We start from the raw sequence: 19,816 nt of genomic DNA on the forward strand, positions 1-19,816 counted from the left end.
CTCCGACGCGCCAGTAGCTCAGCTGGATAGAGTACCTGACTACGAATCAGGCGGCCGGAGGTTCGAATCCTTCCTGGCGCGCCAAACAAGCCCATGACCCTCAGCGGTCGTGGGCTTTTTTGGTTTCTGGTCTCTTTTGCAAGGCGAGTTGGGGATTGTCGTCCCGGCCCTCGAGCCCGATCTCTCAAGTATCGAGGCGCCCGTCAGTCCGCGCCGCGTTCCAGTGCGTGCATGTCGTCATCGCTGAAGCCGAAGTGATGGCCTGCCTCATGGATCACCACGTGCCGGACGAGATCGTCCATCCGCACGCCGGTCTCGCGCCATTCGGCGATCAGCGGTTCGCGGAACAGCCAGATACGCGCGGGCATGCGGTGGCTTTGCCAGATCGAACGGTCGGGCAGGGCCTCTCCCTGATAGAGGCCGCTCAGTTCCCATTTGTTCGTCAGATCGACCGCTGCCAGCCGTTCCGCCGTGGCGAAATCCTCGACCTGCAGGACGATATCACCCATCTGCTGGCGGAAATGGTCCGGTAGCGAAGCGACGACCGCTTCGGCCATCTGCTGCATCTGCGCTCTGGTGGGCGCTTCGGGCTGGTTCGTCATGAAACGGATATGCGATCCGCCCAGTGTCCTTTCAAGAATGACCCCGTTTCAAGAATTGCGGAACCGGCATACCCGCCGCCTGTTCTGCAACCGAAGGAGTTTAGCGAACATGGCCGACACCAAAGAGATTTTCGATCGCCTCAAGCAGGATCACGACAAGCATCGCGAACTGCTCGACAAGCTGCTGCAGACCAGCGGCGACAGTGACGAGCGTGAACAGCTGTTCGAACAGCTCACCAAGGAGCTCAAGTCGCACGCCGCCGCAGAAGAGCAGGCGCTGTATTCAACCATGCTCCGCAAGCCCCCGACCACCGGCGAAACCCGCCATTCGGTTGCCGAGCATCATGAAATCGAGGAAGCGCTGAACGATCTGGCCGCAACCGACATGTCCGAAGGCGGCTGGTTGACGAAGTTCAAGACGTTCGACCACGATTATCGCCATCACATCGACGAGGAAGAGGAAGACCATTTCCCCGATTTCGCAAACTATCTCGACGAGAAGGACCTGGAGCATATGCGTTCGGTCTTCGATCGCCGTAAGAAAGAAGAGATGAGCGAGGCGGAAATGACGCCCGAGAAGAAAGAGGACGCGAAAGAATAAACGTGCTGGATGAGGGGGCAAGAGATGCGGGCGAGGAAACGCCCGATCCGAAAACCATTTCGACGCTGGAGGACGGCGAGTCCTCCAGCGTCTGGCGTTTCGCGAAGGTCGACCGGGCGGCGGTCCTGATCGATGCGGCGGATTATTTCGCCGCCATGCAGGAGGCCATGCTCAAGGCGCGTTACCGCATCTTCCTGATCGGATGGGATTTCGACACGCGCATCCATCTCGCCGAAGGGCGGCGCTGGTGGCAGCGCAGCTACAAGCGCGAATATCCGGTCCGGCTGGGCAGCTTCATCAGCTGGCTGGTCCGCCACCGGCCCACGCTGGAAATACGGATGCTGAAGTGGAGCTTCGGCATCTTCAAATTCGTGATCCGCGGATCGATGTGGTGGGACCTCACCCGCTGGGCCCGCCATCGGCGAATCGATTTCAAATTCGACAGCGCGCATCCCACCGGATGCAGCCACCATCAGAAGATCGCCGTGCTCGACAATTCGCTGGCCGTGTGCGGCGGCATCGACATGACCGTGAAGCGCTGGGACACGCGCGATCACAATGAGGACGAGCCCTTGCGCAAGACACCGCGCGGAGGCCCTTACGAGCCTTGGCACGATGCGACCATGATGATGGAAGGCGAAGTTGCCGACGCGCTGAGCGACCTCGGCCGCGATCGCTGGATCAGGGCGGGGGGCACGCCGCTGCTGCCCGTCCAGCGGACCGACCGGAGCCTGTGGCCCGACGGGCTGGAGCCGACTTTCGAGAATATCGAAGTCGGCATCGCCCGCACCCGCGCGGCCCACCGTGACTGGGACAAGGTCGACGAGATCGAGACCCTGTTCGTCGAGCATATCGGCCGCGCCAAGAAGTTCATCTATGCCGAAAGTCAGTATTTCGCATCGCGCGCGATCGGCGAGGCGATGCTGAGGCGCGTGCAGGAAGACGATCCACCCGAAATCGTGATCGTCCATCCCCGCCATGCCGATGGCTGGCTGGAACAGCAGGCGATGGATCACGCCCGGGCGCAGCTGGTCCGCTGTATCGAGGAGGCCGACAAGAAAGGCCGCTTCAGCATCTGGACGCCCTATTCCGGCATCACCCCGATCTATGTTCACGCCAAGATGATGATCGTCGACGACCGGATATTCCGCATCGGTTCGGCCAATATGAACAACCGGTCGATGGGTCTGGACAGCGAATGCGACGTCTTCGTGGACTGCGAGCGGGAAGGAAACGGCCATGCCGAAGACGCGATCCGGCGCATTCGCCACTCTCTTCTGGCCGAGCATTGCGGCCTGGAAGAAGACGAGATCGGCGATCTGCTCGAAACGCATGGCTCGATGGCGACCATGATCGATCATTCGATCACCGATGATGGCCGCAATCTGGTGCGCTACCACCCGCCCGAACTCAATGAAGTGGAAGAGAAGGTGGCGGAGAGCGGCCTGCTGGACCCGGGAGACCCGGAGGACCTGTTCGAGCCATTTGCCAAGGGCGGGCTTTTCCGCAAGGGAAGCCGTCTCGCGCGCATGCGCGAAAGGATCAGAAGGAAGAAAGCGAAGTGAGCAGCCTCGTAGGGCCCGACGAAGACAACCCGCTGGGCAAACCGCCCGTGCCGGAACATGTGCAGGATGCGATCCGCACGCTGATCGAATGGACCGGTGACGATCCGACCCGCGAAGGCCTGCTCGATACGCCGTCGCGAGTCGCGCGCGCGTGGAAGGAATATTGCCAGGGCTATGACGAGGATCCGGCCATTCACTTGCGCCGCGTGTTCGAGGAAGTGGGCGGTTACAACGAAATCGTCCTGCTCAAGGACATTCCCTTCCAGTCGCATTGCGAACACCACATGGCGCCGATCATCGGCAAGGCGGCGATCGCCTATCTTCCGAACGACCGCGTGGTCGGCATTTCAAAGCTGGCCCGCGTCCTGCACGGCTTCGCGCGCCGCCTGCAGGTGCAGGAGCGCCTGACCGCCGAAGTGGCCGACTGCATCTGGGAACATCTCAACCCGCAGGGCGTGGCCGTGGTGATCGACGCACAGCACAGCTGCATGACCGCGCGCGGCGTGCGCACTCCGGGAGTCGGCATGGTCACCAGCCGCATGATGGGCACATTCCTCGACGATCCGCGCAGCCGGGAAGAAGTGCTGAAACTGATGGGTTACGGCTAGTCCGGGGCCCAGGCTGGCCGCCCGGTCAAGGCGTGGGCCGGTTCGCCGGTCCTCTCTTGCCGAAGGCCGCCAGCACATCGATGCCCGCTCCCTTGATGGTGGTGCGGTTTCTTCCCTTTGCCTTGGCTGCATACAGACGCCGGTCGGCGAGCTTGATGATCTCGCGCAAGTCGCCCTCGGCCTCGTCCAGTTCGCCGATGCCGGCACTGAATTGCAGGACATAGCCTGGCGCAAAATCAAATTTCGCGCGTAAGGCGGCATTGCGGATACGCTCGATCGCAGCAGCTGCCTCGGCGGCGCGGGTTCGCGGGAAAATCACGAGAAATTCCTCGCCGCCCCAGCGGCCCACGATATCCTGATCCCGCATTTCCGCATTCACGATATGCGCGAATTCGCGCAGCACCTCGTCACCGGCATCGTGGCCATAGGTGTCGTTGCAGCGCTTGAAGTGATCGATGTCGAGCAGGGCCACGGCGGCGCGCGGCTTGGTGGTGCCCGCGTCCCGCAAGGCTTCGTCGGCCTGGTCGAGAGTGGCCCTGCGGTTCGAAAGATTGGTCAGCGGATCGATCATCGCCAGTTTGCGGAACTCGCGGCGGTGTTGCAGCAGCGTGAAGACCAGCAGCCCCAGCAGCAGCAGGATCGTGACGGCGCCGATCACAACAGCCAGTGCGAGCCTCCTGCTGGCCTGGCCCGACAATTGTTCCTTTTCCAGATCGGTTTGCAATTCTTGTGTCTGGAAGCGGGCCTGCGCGATGACCGTCGCATTGCTTTGTCTGCGCTCGTAAAGGTCTTCGTTGATTTCCCCGGCGCGAACGGTGTCCTGATAGGCTTCGGCGTAACGGCCGAGGGCATAAAGCGCTTCGGCGCGCACTTCATATGCCGCCGCCTGCTGCTTGGCGTTGGCTCGTTCAGCCCTTTCCGCAATGGCTTTGTTCAGCACGGATACCGCTTCCGCAGGCCTGTCCTGGCGCAGGAGAAGAGATGCCTTGGCGGTGCTGGCGAACATTGCCGTCGGTTCTCTCGGGCCGTTAAGTGCAGCGAAGGCAAGGTCGCACGAAGGCTGAGCCCGTTCGATCATATTGCCATCCAGGGCTGCCTGACAGGCACCCAGTTCGGCGTAGGCCACTGCATAGTCGTTGCCGTAGCTTCTGGCTTGCTCGATGGAAGCTTCAAAGTCTGCCAGGGCGGCCAACCATTGGCCCATTTCCAGTTCGATAAATCCGCGGATGACATATTCGTTCGCGGCAAGATCATACAGGTCCTTGGCCACGAAATAGGAAAGCGCCTCGGAATGAAGTTGCTTGGCGTATTCGTACTGATGACCTTCGGACAGGATATAGGCGAGAAGAGATGCTGCTTCGGCCCGCGCGCGGCTGTTTCTTTCGGCATCACGGTCGCGGTAAGCCTGGCTGGCGAACTCGAAAGCCTCGCGCCATTCGTCGTCCATGGATTTGTAATAGGCCAGATCAACGCCGAGACAGGTTTTCTGCCCGGAACTGGCGGGGAGAGTTGCGTGCGCCTCGGCTATGGCATCGAGCCTGCGCGATCGCGCCGTTCCGTCATCGATCTTCGCTGCCCTGCTGATCGCAAGGAAAAGCTTGATCGGATCGCCTTCCGGTAAGGGGGCAGCGATACGGTTGGCGGCGTTGATCGCAGAAGTACCCGGCTGCCCGGCCATGGAATAGGCGATCGACTGCGCCAGATAAAGATTGGCAATCCTGCGCCGATCGGCAGAATCGGTGCGTTCGATGGCCTTATCGATCCAGGCAATTGCCGCTGCGGGATCGCGCCCGACTTCATTCTCGGCCTCTATCACCAGCGGATCGTCGCTGCCGATGCAGCGCGCCGAAGCCAGCGAGGGAATGGCGAGAGAAAACAGGCCCATAGACATGGCGGCCGCCTGCCACCACCTGCAGGAAATCCGATCGTTTGCCATCCTCCTGCTCTCCCCAGCACTCAGGTCGCATGACTTCGTCAGGACATGGGACGAAACTAACCTCGCCTCTTCGCTTTTCATTAGACCAAAGTGATAGACCTGTCAGGCCCGGTAAGGAATTAAGGGGTATCGCCCAGCGGACTTTCTGTTCAATCGGCGCGGCCGGGCATCTTCTGCAAAACCATTTTCCTACACCGATCGTTTCTGCTCCATCCTGCCGGATGACCGGAATCCCTGCCCATCGCTGCCGCCGCCGTCCGCCCTATTTTCATCCCGTGCCACTCAGGCCGCGCAGCGATGGCTGGACGCTGGAGCGGCAATGCCGTTTCCTGGCGGCGCTTTATGTCACGGGATCGGTCAGCGCCGCGGCGCGTGCTGCGGGCATGTCGCGGGCGAGCGCCTATGGCCTGCGCGAACGGGCCGGTAGCGAAGGTTTCGCCTTTGCCTGGGACCATGTGCTCAGCGCGCCGGGAACGCGCCGTTCCAGCCGCCCGAAACCCGACTGGCGGAAGTTGACAATCGAAGAGCTGTTTCGATGGGTCGACGACGGGCTGGTGCAGCCGGTCGTCTATCGCGGGAAGATGGTCGGGATTCGGCAAAAACCCGACATTTCCGCACTGTTGCGGCTGGCGCGGCGGGGTGCCGGCCTGCCACGCAAAACAGGGGCAGGATCGTGAACCCCGCCCCTGTCAAAGTTTTTGAAAAGGCCCCGGTCGGTGTCACGCGGCCCGGGGCATCCCGGCTTACATCTGGCCGAGCATGTGGTCCGCGCTGGAGACCGAGAAGTCGCCCGGCTCTTCCACGTTCAGTTGCTTCACCACGCCGTCTTCGACCAGCATGGAATAGCGCTGGCCGCGCTTGCCGAGACCGAAGCCCGAACCGTCCATCGTCAGGCCGACCGCTTCGGCGAAGTCGCCATTGCCGTCTGCCAGCATGGTGATGTCGTCGCTGCCGGCGGCCTTGTTCCAGGCGCCCATCACGAAGGCGTCGTTGACGGCGGTGCCGACGATCTCGTCGACGCCCTTGGCCTTCAGTTCGTCGGCCTTTTCCACGAAGCCGGGAAGGTGGCGGGCCGAACAGGTCGGGGTGAAGGCACCCGGAACCGAGAACAGCGCCACGGTCTTGCCGGCGAAATATTCGGACGACTGGACCTGTTCGGGACCTTCTTCGGTGGCCTTGACCAGCGTTACGTCGGGCAGGCGATCGCCTACGTTGATTGTCATCTTGGAAACTCCTGTATGTCCCATCCTGCCACGCGACTTAATGCGCTGCGTCAGCCTTGCAAGCCATCGCATGGTTAAGATGGCTTTACCGCGGGGCTTTAAGTGTCGGTAAATTTTCCACCCTAGGCCTTTCCTGGCGAGCACGGGACGCTCGCTCAGGGAACACAGTATTATGCATTTCACGAAGAAATTGGGGGTTGCTTCCATCGCCGCTGCTCTGGTGCTTGCACCGACGGTCGCCAGCGCGACCAGCCAGGACGAACAGGTACGCCGCCTCGACATCATGCTCATGGTGACATCGCTGCGGTGCCGGATGGGTGCGGACGATTTCCAGCCGCATTACCGCAAGTTTTCGGCCACGCACATCACCGCGCTGAATTCGGCCGCACGCCGGCTGGAAGGCGGCCTCGTGGCCGCGCATGGCACGAAGGGCGCCAAGCGTGCCCTCGACCGGATCAGTGTCGGTATGGCGAACGAATATGGTCAGGGCCACCCGTGGCTCGGCTGCGCGGAACTCAAGGAGATCACCGAGGATCTCTCGAAGAACAGCGATCCGGCTGTTCTCGCACAGGCTGCCGACGAACTGCTCTGCCCGGCACCGCGCAGCGGAGGCCTGTGGGCGCGGCGCTGAAGGCTTTTCGGAGCCGGGTAGGGGCCGGGCGGACAGCTTGCCCTCCTATCGGCGAGAGGCTAGGGCGGCGCCATCAAGGTGCCGCCCATTTTCATGTGCGGCACATCTTCTATCGAGATTGCAAAGGACCGCCCGTGGCCCAATTCAACGATTACGTTATCAAGGACATCAACCTCGCCGATTACGGCCGCGAGGAAATCCGCATCGCCGAAACCGAAATGCCGGGCCTGATGGCCACGCGCGAAGAATATGGGGAGGCGCAGCCGCTCAAGGGCGCGCGCATCGTGGGCTCGCTCCACATGACCATTCAGACGGCCGTGCTGATCGAAACGCTGGTAGCGCTGGGCGCGGAAGTACGCTGGGCGACCTGCAACATCTACTCGACGCAGGATCACGCCGCCGCCGCCATCGCCGCGCAGGACATTCCGGTCTTCGCCATCAAGGGTGAAAGCCTCGCCGATTACTGGGACTATGTCGGCAAGATCTTTGACTGGTCGAGCGAAGGTGACGAAGACCTCACAGCCAATCTCATTCTCGACGATGGCGGCGATGCCACCATGTTCGCGCTGTGGGGTGCGCGGATCGAGGCGGGCGAGGAAATGCCCGAGCCGCAGAATGCCGAGGAAATCGAAATGCAGCGCGCGCTGAAGGACTTCCTCAAGCGCAAGCCCGGCTATCTCACCAAGTCGGTCAAGGCCATCAAGGGCGTCTCGGAAGAAACGACCACCGGCGTTCACCGCCTCTATCACCTGGCCAAGGGCGGCAAGCTGCCGTTCCCGGCGATCAATGTGAACGACAGCGTGACCAAGTCCAAGTTCGACAACCTCTATGGCTGCCGCGAATCGCTGGTCGATGCCATCCGCCGCGCCACCGACGTGATGCTGTCCGGCAAGGTCGCCTGCGTCGCCGGTTACGGCGATGTCGGCAAGGGCTCTGCCCAGTCGCTCCGCAATGGCGGCGCGCGCGTGCTGGTCACCGAAATCGATCCCATCTGCGCGCTGCAGGCAGCGATGGAAGGCTTCGAGGTCGTGACCATGGAAGAGGCCGTGAAGCGCGCCGACATCTTTGTTACCACCACCGGCAATGAAGACGTCATCACCGCAGAGCACATGAAGGCGATGAAGCCGATGGCGATCGTGGCCAACATTGGTCACTTCGACAGCGAGATCCAGATCTCGGCGCTCGACAATTATGAGTGGACCGAACTGAAGCCCGGCACTGACTTGGTGAAATTCCCCGATGGCAAGGAAATCATCGTGCTGGCCAAGGGCCGTCTCGTGAACCTCGCCTGCGCCACCGGCCACCCCAGCTTCGTGATGAGCTGTTCCTTCACCAACCAGGTGCTGGCGCAGATCGAGCTGTGGAAGAACACCGACGCTTACAAGAACGACGTCTACGTCCTGCCAAAGAAGCTCGACGAGAAGGTCGCCGCGCTGCACCTCGACAAGCTGGGTGTGCAGCTTACCAAGCTCAGCCAGGGCCAGGCGGATTACATCGGCGTTCCCGTCGAAGGGCCGTTCAAGCCTGAGCATTACCGCTATTGACAGGCGGCAGGGGCGGCCCGGCTTGGCGTCGGGCCGCCGCCATAGCGGCTGCATCTGCGGTTGCATCGAGCCCGCTAGCGGCATAGCTGGCTTGTAATGGAAACCACGCCTGTATTCCTGCCCCTGATCGGCCTGCTGCTTGCGCTGTGGGCCGGGGCAGCGATATTCCTGATGCTGAAAGCGAGCCGGGAAATCCGGAGCGCGCGTGCGCATCGCAACGCCGCGCGGCGGCTCGCCCGCATGGTCGAGGACGGGCCGGCGATCGCGCTGCTGGTGCGGTCCGACGGGCGGATCGAAGCGCCGGATCGCTTTGCGCGCTGGATCGGGCTCGACACGGTGCCGGAATATCTCACTGAGTTGTCCCGCGCGGATGGAAGCGGCCTTTCCGAAGAGCAGGTGGAAGAGCTTTCCTCCCATGTTCGCCGGACGCAAAAGACTGCCCGACCCTTCAAGATGGTGCTCCGGCCCATCGGTTCGCGAAAGACGCTCTCGCTAAGGGGAGCGCTGGCGGACCCGATGGTATCCCCCAGCGGGGCCGCGCTGGTCTGGGCGTTCGACTTCACCGAAACCGAAGAAGAGTTGGCCCGGCTCGGCGAGGAAGCGGCCCGCGCCCGTGACGATTTCGCAGCCCTGGTCGGTTTGATCGAAGCCGCCCCCATGCCCATGTGGTTCCGCGGGTCGGACATGCATCTGCGGCTCGTCAACAAGGCCTATGTCGAAGCGGTCGGTGCCGAAAGTGCAGATCGGGTCGTGGCGGACCAGATAGAATTGGTGGAACAGATCGGCGGTCGCAGTGCGGCGCAGGTGGCGCAGCAGGCGGCGGATCGGCGCCAACCCATCGAACGCATCCTCTCCGCAACGATCAACAACGCCCGGCGCACCGTGCGTGTCACCGACCTTCCTCTGGTCGGGGAAGGGATTGCGGGCTACGCGATCGATATCGAGGAGATGGAGGAGCAGGCACGCGAATTCCGTGCTTTCCGAGAAGCGCAGCGCTCGATGCTCGACCAGCTTTCGATCGGGGTTGCTCAGTTCGACTCGCGCCAGCGCATGACCTTCGCGAACCAGCCCTTCCACCGCACCTTCGCCCTGCCGCCGGGCGTGGTCGGGGATCGCATTCGCTTCGATCAGATGCTGACCGTGGCGCGCGAAAACGGCAAGATCCCGGAGGTCCGCGATTTTCCCAGCTGGCGCAAGGAACTGGGCGAGTGGTTCCAGAAGGACGAGCCAGAAGAGTTCAACTGGCCACTCCCCGACGGTACGCATCTTCGCCTGGTTGCGCAGCCGCTGCCTGACGGGGGGCTGGTGATGATCGCGGAAGACCACACCGAACAGCTCGCTTTGTCCGCCACTCGCGACACTTTGCTCAGAACCCGCACAGCGACGTTTGACAGTCTCTCCGAAGCGCTGGCGGTGTTTGCGCCTGACGGCCATCTCGAACTGTGGAATCGCGGCTTTCCGATCGCCTGGGGTATCGAGAGCGAAGCTCTGGACGGGCACCCGCAAGCCGAACAATTGCTTGGCAATATTGCCACACAGCTGGCCAATCCCCAAGAGGTCGGCAAGATCGGGCAAACCATTCGCGCCGCCACGCTCGACCGCAAGAACAACCAGCATACTGTCGAACTCGCCGATGGGCGAACACTCACTTATAGCGGGGTGCCACTGCCGGACGGGAACGGCCTGCTCACCGTGCTCGATGTAACGGCCTCTCAACAGGCAGAGCAGGCGCTGAGAGAACGTAACCGCGCACTGGAAGAGGCGGATGCGGTGATGACGCGCTTTCTTGCGAGTATGTCTTACGAATTCAGGACACCGCTGACCACGATCGGGGGCTTTGCAGAACTGCTGACCCAAGGGGTGGCGGGCGATCTTTCGCCCCAGGCCAAGGAATATGTGCAGGCCATCACCACTTCGGTCGAGAAGTTGACCGAGCAAGTGGAGAACGTGCTGGACTTGTCGCAATCCGAAGCCGGACTGATGCCGTTGCGAAAGACCAAGGTTCAGGTGCTGCCGTTCCTGGAACAGATCGTTCGTCAGCGGGAAGACGCCATTATCGGTGCGGGACTATCTCTCGATCTCAATGGCAATCCGCAAAAGTCGATAGAGGTCGATCGGCAGCAATTGGAGCGGGCAATCGGCCAGCTGCTCGATAATGCCATCGCTCATACGCCGCGCGACGGGAAGATCATGATCGAGATCGCGAAGCGTCGCGGAGTGAATCGTATCTCGATCACGGATACCGGGGAAGGCATGAGTCAGCACGAAATGACCCGTGCGCTGGAAGGGATTCGCATGAGCAGCGATGGCAAGGGGATCGAACGGCGGCATGGCCTTGGGATTCCGCTCGCCCGGCAGCTGATCGAGGCGCACGGCGGCACGCTGGACTTCCAGAGCAGGAAGAACGCCGGAACCACTGTGACGATCACGCTTCCATGATAGTGGATCTTGCCGATCTCGCCGCCATGGAAGCCTTTGGCGAACGTATTGCAGGCCAACTGCGGCCCGGTGATGTCGTCGCGCTGTCTGGCGGGCTGGGTGCCGGCAAGACGACGCTGGCCCGCGCGATCATCGCGGCACTCGGCCACCGGGGCGAGGTGCCCTCTCCTACGTTTACCATCGTGGAAACCTACGATCATCTTCGCATTCCGCTGGTGCATGCGGATTTCTACCGACTCGATCATCCTTCTGAGGCGGAGGAAATAGGCCTCGATGATTATCGGGAAGGGGCGGCCTTGCTCGCCGAATGGCCCGATCATGCCGGCGGCTTCGAACATGAGGCCACTTGCCTTTCAATCGCGCTGGAAACGGTGGGAGAGGGCAGACAGGCCATTGTGAAGCCAGGCAAGGCTTGGCAAAGCCGCATGCCATGAGCGACGCCATATTCGACGACATCCAGACCTTCCTCGGTGCGACCCGCTGGGAAGGTGCAGAGATCGCCCCGCTGGTGGGCGATGCCAGCTTCCGCCGCTATTTCCGTATCCGCCGTGGTGGGCAGAGCGCGATGCTGATGCACGCACCTCCGCCGCATGAAGATCCGAAGCCCTTTCTGCATGTTGCCGAATGGCTCAATGCCAATGGTCTGCGCGGACCCGAAATCCTACGCGAGGACGCGTCGCAGGGCTGGGTGCTGACCGAGGATTTCGGCGACACGCGCATGAAGGAATGGGTCGACGATCATCCCGGTGACGAGCATGACATCTACGCCAAGGCGATCGACACGCTGGTTCAGCTGCACCGCCTGCCTCCCGGCCCGTTCGAACCTTATGATCTGGCCGTGTACCAGCGCGAAGCGGCGCTCTTCCTGGAATGGTACTGCCCAGCAGTCGGCCTGACAGTCGATGAGGCAGGGTGGGAGGCGGCCTGGGAAGAGGTGCTCACTCCGATGCTTCCGCGTCAGAATCCCGGTGTGACGGTGCTGCGTGACTATCACGCCGAAAACATCATGCTGCTGGAAGAGGGCGCTCTCGCAGGCGAGCAGGGCCTGATCGACTTCCAGGACGCGCTCGTCGGCCATCCCGCTTACGACCTCGTCAGCCTTCTTCAGGATGCCCGGCGCGACGTGTCCCACCAACTCGAACATGACATGCTGTGCCGCTACCGCGCAGCAGCCGATCCTGGCGAGCATTTCGAAGCCGATTACGCGCGGCTCGGGGCCCAGCGGAACGCGAAGATCGTCGGCATCTTCACGCGCCTGTTCAAGCGCGACGGCAAGCCGCGCTATCTCGGCATGATCCCGCGCGTCTGGAAAGCAATGGAACGCGATCTGGCGCATGAAGCCATGGCGCCGGTCGCGGCCTGGTTCGACGCCAATATTCCGCAGGATCTGCGCGATGCGCACGGGGGGAAGATTTCGTGAGCCGCCTCGTTTCTGATACCGCGATGCTGATGGCTGCCGGTCTCGGCAAACGGATGCGCCCGCTCACGGCAACTACGCCGAAGCCACTGGTGCGCGTCTTGGGCAAGCCGCTCATCGACCGCGCCCTTGACCGGGTCGAGGATGCGGGGATCGAAAAAGCGGTGGTCAATGTGCACTACCTCGCCGAATCGATCGAGGCGCATCTCGGGCCGCGCAAATCCCCGGCGGTGCAATTCTCTGACGAGCGTGAGGAATTGCTGGAAACCGGCGGCGGAATGGTCACGGCGAAGGCTGCGGGGATGCTTCCCGATCCGTTCTTCGCCTGCAATGCCGACAGCATCTGGCTCGACGGTCCGCGCAACGCCTTCGAAGAATTGTCCGCCGCTTGGGATCCCGAACGGATGGACGCGCTGCTGCTGGTGGTGACGCACGCACGCGCGCGGAATTTCGATGGGTCCGGCGATTTCTACATGGATGGACGGGGCCAGCTCACGCGCAAGCTGCCGGGCCGCATCGCGCCCTTCATCTACACCGGTATACAGTTGGTCTCGCACCGCTTGCTTCGCGATGCGCCGGACGGAAAGTTTTCGACCAATGTCCTCTGGGACCGGGCGATTGAGGAAGGGCGCTTGTTTGGCATCGCCTTCACCGGCATGTGGTACGAAGTCGGCACGCCGCAGCATATTCGGCCGACCGAAGAGGCGCTGACGGGTGGCTGAGGCGCGGGGCGGGCCGCAAGTCTATTCCATCGCCGCGCACAGAGGCTTCGCCGACGCGCTCGTGGCCGGGCTGGTACCCCGGTATGGAGACGGCGAACTGGGCCTCGCGCGACTAACCCTGCTGCTGCCCAGCTCACGCGCCCGGCGCACTATCTCCGAAGCGTTCATCCGCCATGCTGGCGGTGAGGGCCGCGCAGGCCTGCTGATGCCGCGCATGGCAGTGGTGGGTGATCTGGATCTGGACGAGGCTCTGGGGCCGCTGCTCGATCCGCTTGGCACGAGCGATATAAAACCCGCGATCGATCCGCAGCGGCGCATGTTCGCGCTCGCAAGGCTCATTGCCGAAGAGATGGGTGACGATGCCCCCAAGGGCGCGACGCTGCTTAGGCTGGCGCGCGAAACCGGCGCCACGATGGACCGTTTGCTGGTTGAGGATGTAGGGCCCGAGCAATTGCTCGATGAAAAGGTGGTCGACATCTTTCCCGACCTGTCGGAGCACTGGCAGCAATCCATCCGTCTGTTTGCGAACGTGCAGGTTAAATGGCTCGCATGGCTGGGCGAGAATGGCATGCTCGACGCTGCCGCGCGCCGAAACCGCCTGTTCGACAAGGCGCGTGAAATCTGGAAGGCGAACCCGCCTGCGACGCCGATCGTGGCGGCGGGTGTCACCAGCGCTGCTCCAGCTTTGGCGCGCTTGTTACGGGTTGTGAGCGAATTGCCGCAAGGTGCGGTAATTCTTCCTGATTTCGATCTCACAATGAACGCCGCCGTGTGGGAAGAATTGGGCCGTGCTGGCGCTGCACCGACCCCCGGCGATACCGTGTTCGCCCGCGAAGATGCAGTCACGCACCCGCAGTATCACCTCAAACTGCTACTGAGCCGGATGGGCGTCGCGCGCGAAGAGGTGCAGCCGTGGCACCGGAAGGGCATGACCGCGGCTCCGCCCGAACGCAGTCACGCGATATCGGCGTTGTTTCTGCCGCCCGAGGCGAGCAAGGTCTGGGTCGAACTGCCAGCCGAGAAACGGCGTCTGTCGGGAGTGCGCCTGATGGAGGCGGCCAATCCTGAGGAGGAGGCGCAAGCGATTGCGCTACTGGTCCGCGAGGCATTGGCGGAGCCTGAAAAACGTGTTGCCGTCATCACCCCGGACCGCCCGCTGGCGCGGCGCGTCGTGCACCATCTTGCGCGCTGGAACATCGTGGCGGACGATTCCGCTGGTCGTCCGCTCTCGCAAACTGCGGCTGGGCGGGCGTTTCTTCTTGCTGCAGAGGTCATGGCGGAGGGGGCGAGGGCTGTTCCCCTGATGGCATTGCTCGGCCACCCGCTGGTGGATGGCGGAATGGACCGCGGGCGCTGGTTACAGCGGTTGCGCAAGCTGGAACGCGAGCTTCGCGGGCCGCGCCTTATGCCTGGGCTGGAACCGGCGCGTTCGGAAATCGCCCGGCTGGCAGAGAGACAGCCGGACATGGCAGATTGGTGGAACATCGCAGAAACGCATGTGGCCCCACTGGTGGAAATCGACCGGGATTTACCGATTGATCTCGCCGACCTGATCAACACGCTTGCCGCCAGTGCCGAGGGGCTCTGTGGAGAGAAGCTCTGGGCACAGGAAGACGGGCGAACGCTTGCTGGCTTCGTCGAGGAGTTCCGCCTGCATGCGCGAGAGTCTGCTTTTCAGGCCGCACCGCGAGACATCGCTGCGGTGCTGGGCGATGCGATGGAAGAACGCGCCGTACGCCCTCCCTATGGAGGCCACGCGCGGGTCCAGGTTCTTGGCTTGCTCGAAGCACGCATGAACCGGGCTGATCTGGTAATCTGTGCCGGTCTCAATGAAGGTGTCTGGCCTGCCCGCGGAAGCATCGATGCGTTGTTCGCGCCGCCGGTCTTGCGCGCCCTGGGCGTCCCGGGCGGCGATTTCCGCATCGGTCTATCGGCGCACGATCTCGCAGGTGCGATGGGCGCGCCCGAAGTGGTGCTCAGCCGCAGCGAACGAGACGAGGGCGGACCCGCCATCCCCAGCCGCTTCCTCCTACGCGTACAGGCCTTGCTCGGAGACTTGCTGCCCAATTACGAGGACCGCAGAACGATCTCGCTCGCCCAGGTCATGACCCGCGCCCAGCCGGCGGCGGATTATCCGCGTCCGCGGCCTTCACCGTCGGCTGAACAGCGCGATGTCGACATCTCCGCTACGGCGCTCGATCGATTGTTGGGCGATCCCTACCAGTTTTTTGCCCAGAAGATCATGGGTCTGTCCGATCTCGATGCGCTCGACGCAGATCCGGATGCATTGTGGCAGGGCAATGTCGCGCACGAGATACTCGAACGCTGGCACTTGGCCCGCAACACCGACCCCGCAGCACGTATCGGGCCGATTATGGAGCAGGTACTTGACCAGCAGAATGCCGATCCGCTCATTCGCGGCCTGTGGCAGCCGCGCTTGCAAAAGGCGCTCGAATGGGTGGAGGCGAGCGTTTCCGCCTATGAAGAGCGGGAGGTGCTGGCAGTCGAAACCAAGGGTGCGATGACATTCGACGGCGTATTCGTCCACGGCCGTGCAGATCGCATCGACCGGCTGCCTAACGGAAGTCTTGCCATCGTCGACTACAAAACCGGCAAACCGCCCAGCGCGGCCATGGTAGAGGAAGGTTTTGCGCTCCAGCTCGGTATTCTCGGGCTCATCGCGGCAGATGACGGTTTCAAAGGCCTGACGGGCGAGCCCGGTGGTTATGAATACTGGTCGCTTGGCCGGGCCAAGGACGATAATCCTCACGGCTTCGGATATGTCGAAGTGCCGCTCAAGGTGGGCAGCAAGCGGAGCGGCATCGCGCCGGAGGATTTTCTGCCGCTCACCCGAGGCAAGCTGGGTGAAGCCATCGGCAAATACATCAAGGGCGATGCGCCGTTCACGGCGAGGGAGAACCCGAATTACCCTGCTTACGATACCTACGATCAGCTGATGCGACTTGAAGAATGGCTTCCCCGCCAGGGCGACGAGGAAGCAACAGCGTGAGCGGCAAAGTCTTTCCCTTGAAAGAAGCGCAAGCGGACAGCGTCAATCCGAAGGACAGTGTCTGGCTTTCTGCCAGTGCGGGAACCGGCAAGACGCAGGTTCTGTCCGCGCGCGTGCTGCGGCTGCTGCTGGAACGCAATGCTGATCCATCGCAGATCCTCTGCCTTACCTTTACCAAGGCGGGCGCAGCGGAAATGGCGGTCCGCGTAAATTCAGTGCTGGCGCGCTGGGTTCGCATGGATGCGGGTCAGCTAGCGCTGGAACTGGGCAATCTCGGCGCCTCGATTGATCCCGATACCCAGTCGCGCGCCCGGTCGCTTTTCGCCCGCGTTCTCGATTGCCCCGGCGGGGGCCTGCGGATCGACACGATTCACGCCTTTGCGCAATACCTGCTCGGCGCTTTTCCCAGCGAGGCAGGCGTGCTTCCCGGCAGCCAGCCGATGGAGGACCGGGATCGCGATCTGCTGAGCCGCGATGTTCTCTCGGATCTGCTGGCTGAGGGCCACCCCGGCACTCGCGATGCGGTCGCGGAAATGAGCCGCCGCAAGGGCCCCGATGCGGTACTCGGCTGGTTAATGCGCTGCGCGCGCCATAAGGAACTGTGGGATCAGCCGGGATGGCAGCACAGCCTTCGCGACCCGGTACGGCGCCTGCTCGGGGTGCCCGTGAATGCAGATGAGGCGTGGGTGGCTGATGCCTGCTCGGACGCGAACTTCCCGGTCGGTACGCTGCGCGCCATGCTGCCAGCCCTGGATGGATGGAAAACCAAGGCCGCCGAGACCAGCACATCCTTCATCCAGCGCTGGCTGGCTTTGGAACCAGCAACGCGCCACGCCGAACTAGGCGGCTTCACCCAGCGCAATTGCATCCTCAAAAAGGATGGCGAGCCCACCTCCATGAAAGGTGCGGAGAAGAACGATCCCGCGTTCCCGGGCAAGCAGCAGGAGATAGCTGCGGCGGTCGCGGCAGTGAACGAGCGGCGCGAACTGCTCGCACTTGCCGATTTTCTCGCTCCGCAGCTGGAGGCCGGGCGCGCCTTCGCGCTGCGTTGGGAAGAGGCGAAAGCGCGTGAAGGCTTCGTCGATTTCGACGACCTCATCCACCGTGCCGCCCGCCTTTTGTCGTCGAGCCAGATGGCGGATTGGATCCGTTACAAGCTCGACCGCAGCTTCGATCACATTCTCGTCGACGAGGCGCAGGATACGAACAAGGCGCAGTGGGCCATCGTGAAGGCACTGACCGATGATTATTTCGACGGACTCGGCGCGCGCGGTGATGCGGTCCGCACGATTTTCACGGTTGGCGATTACAAGCAGGCGATCTTCGGGTTCCAAGGCACCAGTCCGGAGAATTTCCGCGAGGCCCGCGACTATTTCCGCGACAAGATGGATACGGCGTCGGCTGCTGCGATGGAAAGCAGGGCGACAGACAGGGCGGCGCGGCTGGAGGAATATGACCTCGGCCGCAGCTACCGCACTAACCAGACGGTGCTGGGCTTCGTCGACCGGGCCATGGCCAGCATCGGGCACCAGGATTTCGGCCTAGAAGAGCCATCGCCCCCCCATATCGGTGCCGATGCGCCGGGTCTGGTGACGCTATGGAAAGAGGTCCGCATTGCGGAAGGCGAGGATGAGGCGAGCGAGGAGAATGGCTGGCTTGCGCGGCACGATCGCCTGATTGCCGACCGGATCGCGCAGCAGGTCGCCAGCTGGCTCGATCCCGCGGGCGATGGCTTTACTCTGGTCAAGGGGGAGGCGCGGCGGGCCGGTGCGGGCGATGTCATGGTGCTGGTCCAGAAACGGCGCGAGCTTGCATCGCTGATCGTGGCGCGGCTTTACGCGCATGGCGTGCCGGTGGCCGGTGTAGACCGGCTGAGGCTAGGCAACCCGCTGGCGGTCAAGGACCTGATGGCGGCAATCCGTTTTGCTGCACAGCCGCTGGACGATCTCACGCTCGCAAGCCTGCTTGTCTCGCCGCTGTTCGGCTGGAGCCAGGAAGAGCTGCTCGAATTCGGATGGCGCGAGAAAGGCATCCGCTTGTGGGAGCATTTGCGCAGCTCGGACCACCCGCGCGTTGCGGAGAGGGTCCATGGCTTGCGCGAAATCCTACGCCGTGCAGATTACGACAGTCCCCAGCAATTGCTGCACTACATCCTCGTCGGTCCGCTCGATGGTCGCCGCAAGCTGGTGGCGCGGCTGGGGCGGGAAGCAAACGATCCGGTGGATGAACTGCTGAACGCCGCCAATGCCTATGCATCTACACATGTGGCGAGCCTGCAAGGTTTCATCCGCTGGTTCGATGCCGGGGACGGCGAGGTGAAGCGCGAGGCAGGCGAGGGCGGCGATCAGGTCCGCGTGATGACGGTCCACGGCTCGAAAGGTCTCCAGGCCCCCATCGTGATCCTGGCGGATGCGGCGATCAGGCCCGATGCCTCGGGCGAACTCGCGCTGGAGGACCGGCCGCTTGGTGCGGAAGAGAGCAATATCATTCCGCTGCCTCCCCTGACCAAGGAGGAAAAGGTTGGTCCGCTCAAGGCCGTGGAAGAGCTCAACGCCACCCGCGCGATGCAGGAACACTGGCGCTTACTCTATGTGGCCATGACCCGCGCGGAAGAGGCGCTGTTTATCGGCGGCTCGCTTGGCCCGCGCGATGCCAAGAACGGGCCGCATGAAGATAGCTGGTACGCCCGGCTCTCGGCGCTGTTCGACGAGGATGAGGCGGTCGACGATGCGATCTGGGGCGCACGCTGGGAAACGGGCGAGCGGGCTCCTGCAGTGCCTGCCCGGGCGAAGGAGACGCAGGTCGCGACTTCTCAGTTGCCGCTATGGGCGCACCAGCCCGTCGGCCCGGAACCGCGGCCTCCACGCCCGCTCGCGCCGTCGGGTCTGGGTGAAGTTGAAGGAAGCGATCCGCCGCTCCCGCCGGAAGCCGCTGCCGGTGCGGCCCGGCGCGGCGTGCTAATCCACGCGCTGCTAGAGCGGTTGCCGGAAGTGGCACCCGAGCGGCGCGAGGATGCTGCGGCGAAATGGCTGGCCCGGCAGGCCAACGATCTGCCTGCAGGAGAGCGCGAAGAGATGCTTTCGCGCGCTCTGGCCGTGCTGGACGAACCGGGCTTCGCCGACCTCTTCGGGCCCGGCGCGCTGGCGGAAACCCCGCTTGCGGCGACGGTTGAGGGGCAGGTCGTAATGGGAACCGCCGACCGATTGCTGGTGACGCCTGACAAGGTGACCGTGGTCGATTTCAAGACCGCCCGCCGCCCGCCGACATCGCTCGACGCCATCCCGGATACCACGCTTCGCCAGATGGCGGCCTATGTCGCGGCGCTCGAGGCGATATATCCGGGCCGTGCGGTGGACGCAGCCGTGCTTTACACCCAGACACCCCAACTCATTGCCTTGCCCGCCGCCACTCTCGCGCCATACAAGGCCGCATTTGCCGATCGGCAGGAAAGCTTTCCCGCGATGGCCGTTGAGTAATTAGCCCACGCGTCCATATGGGCCGCCAAGACATTTGATTTC

15 protein-coding genes and 1 tRNA gene are annotated in these 19,816 nt (G+C 63.0%); 13 read left to right on the top strand and 3 right to left on the bottom strand.

The genetic code is table 11. The annotated features are described in order from the left end of the window. The first annotated feature begins 7 nt into the window (after positions 1-7). Positions 8-84: transfer RNA gene (locus ACI2I1_RS09355), tRNA-Arg, on the top strand. 119 nt (positions 85-203) lie between these two features. Here the strand turns inward: ACI2I1_RS09355 and ACI2I1_RS09360 are convergent. Next, a complete protein-coding gene (locus ACI2I1_RS09360; protein ID WP_404678888.1) occupies positions 204-602 on the bottom strand; it encodes a metallopeptidase family protein in 399 nt (132 codons plus the stop codon). A gap of 109 nt (positions 603-711) precedes the next feature. On the opposite strand from ACI2I1_RS09360, the gene ACI2I1_RS09365 reads away from it, so the two are divergent. From ACI2I1_RS09365 to folE, 3 genes are read left to right on the top strand one after another with little or no spacing between them, the layout of a single operon-like run. Next, positions 712-1,203 carry a hemerythrin domain-containing protein gene (locus tag ACI2I1_RS09365; protein ID WP_221541792.1) on the top strand — a complete coding sequence of 164 codons (492 nt, stop codon included), beginning with the start codon at positions 712-714 and terminating at the stop codon, positions 1,201-1,203. Between the two features lie 2 nt (positions 1,204-1,205). Further along, a complete protein-coding gene (locus ACI2I1_RS09370; RefSeq protein WP_404678889.1) occupies positions 1,206-2,768 on the top strand; it encodes a phospholipase D-like domain-containing protein in 1,563 nt (520 codons plus the stop codon). Beyond that, positions 2,765-3,376: a GTP cyclohydrolase I FolE gene (gene folE / locus ACI2I1_RS09375; protein ID WP_221541791.1), complete on the top strand. Its 612-nt coding sequence runs from the start codon at positions 2,765-2,767 to the stop codon at positions 3,374-3,376. The genes ACI2I1_RS09370 and folE overlap by 4 nt, the downstream gene beginning before the upstream one ends. A gap of 25 nt (positions 3,377-3,401) precedes the next feature. On the opposite strand, the gene ACI2I1_RS09380 is transcribed toward folE, so the two are convergent. Then, positions 3,402-5,261, bottom strand: coding sequence for a diguanylate cyclase (locus tag ACI2I1_RS09380; protein WP_404678890.1), 1,860 nt, complete (start codon positions 5,259-5,261; stop codon positions 3,402-3,404). Positions 5,262-5,533: 272 nt separating this feature from the next. Between ACI2I1_RS09380 and ACI2I1_RS09385 the strand changes: the two genes are divergently transcribed. Next, positions 5,534-5,989 carry a hypothetical protein gene (locus tag ACI2I1_RS09385; protein ID WP_404678891.1) on the top strand — a complete coding sequence of 152 codons (456 nt, stop codon included), beginning with the start codon at positions 5,534-5,536 and terminating at the stop codon, positions 5,987-5,989. A 66-nt stretch (positions 5,990-6,055) separates the two neighbouring features. Here the strand turns inward: ACI2I1_RS09385 and ACI2I1_RS09390 are convergent, their stop codons facing one another. Beyond that, positions 6,056-6,535 carry a peroxiredoxin gene (locus ACI2I1_RS09390; RefSeq protein WP_221541788.1) on the bottom strand — a complete coding sequence of 160 codons (480 nt, stop codon included), beginning with the start codon at positions 6,533-6,535 and terminating at the stop codon, positions 6,056-6,058. Between the two features lie 172 nt (positions 6,536-6,707). Here ACI2I1_RS09390 and ACI2I1_RS09395 point away from each other — a divergent pair, with 172 nt between their 5' ends. From ACI2I1_RS09395 to addA, 8 genes are all read left to right on the top strand, one after another. Continuing rightward, positions 6,708-7,166: an S-adenosyl-L-homocysteine hydrolase gene (locus ACI2I1_RS09395; RefSeq protein ID WP_404678892.1), complete on the top strand. Its 459-nt coding sequence runs from the start codon at positions 6,708-6,710 to the stop codon at positions 7,164-7,166. Positions 7,167-7,300: 134 nt separating this feature from the next. Then, entirely contained in the window at positions 7,301-8,710 is a 1,410-nt protein-coding gene (gene ahcY, locus ACI2I1_RS09400; RefSeq protein ID WP_404678893.1) for an adenosylhomocysteinase, read from the top strand. A 96-nt stretch (positions 8,711-8,806) separates the two neighbouring features. Continuing rightward, the gene (locus tag ACI2I1_RS09405; protein WP_404678894.1) at positions 8,807-11,149 is read left to right on the top strand and encodes a PAS-domain containing protein; all 2,343 of its coding nucleotides are present in this window, start codon (positions 8,807-8,809) and stop codon (positions 11,147-11,149) included. Next, positions 11,146-11,583 carry a tRNA (adenosine(37)-N6)-threonylcarbamoyltransferase complex ATPase subunit type 1 TsaE gene (gene tsaE, locus ACI2I1_RS09410; RefSeq protein WP_404678895.1) on the top strand — a complete coding sequence of 146 codons (438 nt, stop codon included), beginning with the start codon at positions 11,146-11,148 and terminating at the stop codon, positions 11,581-11,583. The genes ACI2I1_RS09405 and tsaE overlap by 4 nt, the downstream gene beginning before the upstream one ends. After that, positions 11,580-12,569: an aminoglycoside phosphotransferase family protein gene (locus ACI2I1_RS09415; protein WP_404678896.1), complete on the top strand. Its 990-nt coding sequence runs from the start codon at positions 11,580-11,582 to the stop codon at positions 12,567-12,569. Before tsaE ends, ACI2I1_RS09415 begins: the two co-directional genes overlap by 4 nt. Then, on the top strand, positions 12,566-13,288 hold the full coding sequence (locus ACI2I1_RS09420) for a nucleotidyltransferase family protein (protein ID WP_404678897.1): 723 nt from the start codon (positions 12,566-12,568) through the stop codon (positions 13,286-13,288). The genes ACI2I1_RS09415 and ACI2I1_RS09420 overlap by 4 nt, the downstream gene beginning before the upstream one ends. Next, on the top strand, positions 13,281-16,298 hold the full coding sequence (gene addB / locus ACI2I1_RS09425) for a double-strand break repair protein AddB (protein WP_404678898.1): 3,018 nt from the start codon (positions 13,281-13,283) through the stop codon (positions 16,296-16,298). The genes ACI2I1_RS09420 and addB overlap by 8 nt, the downstream gene beginning before the upstream one ends. Continuing rightward, positions 16,259-19,774, top strand: a complete 3,516-nt coding sequence (gene addA, locus ACI2I1_RS09430; protein WP_404678899.1) for a double-strand break repair helicase AddA — start codon at positions 16,259-16,261, stop codon at positions 19,772-19,774. The genes addB and addA overlap by 40 nt, the downstream gene beginning before the upstream one ends. The last annotated feature ends 42 nt before the right edge of the window (positions 19,775-19,816 follow it).

It is taken from the genome of Qipengyuania sp. NPDC077563 (assembly GCF_044901345.1).
Taxonomy (GTDB): domain Bacteria; phylum Pseudomonadota; class Alphaproteobacteria; order Sphingomonadales; family Sphingomonadaceae; genus Qipengyuania; species Qipengyuania aestuarii.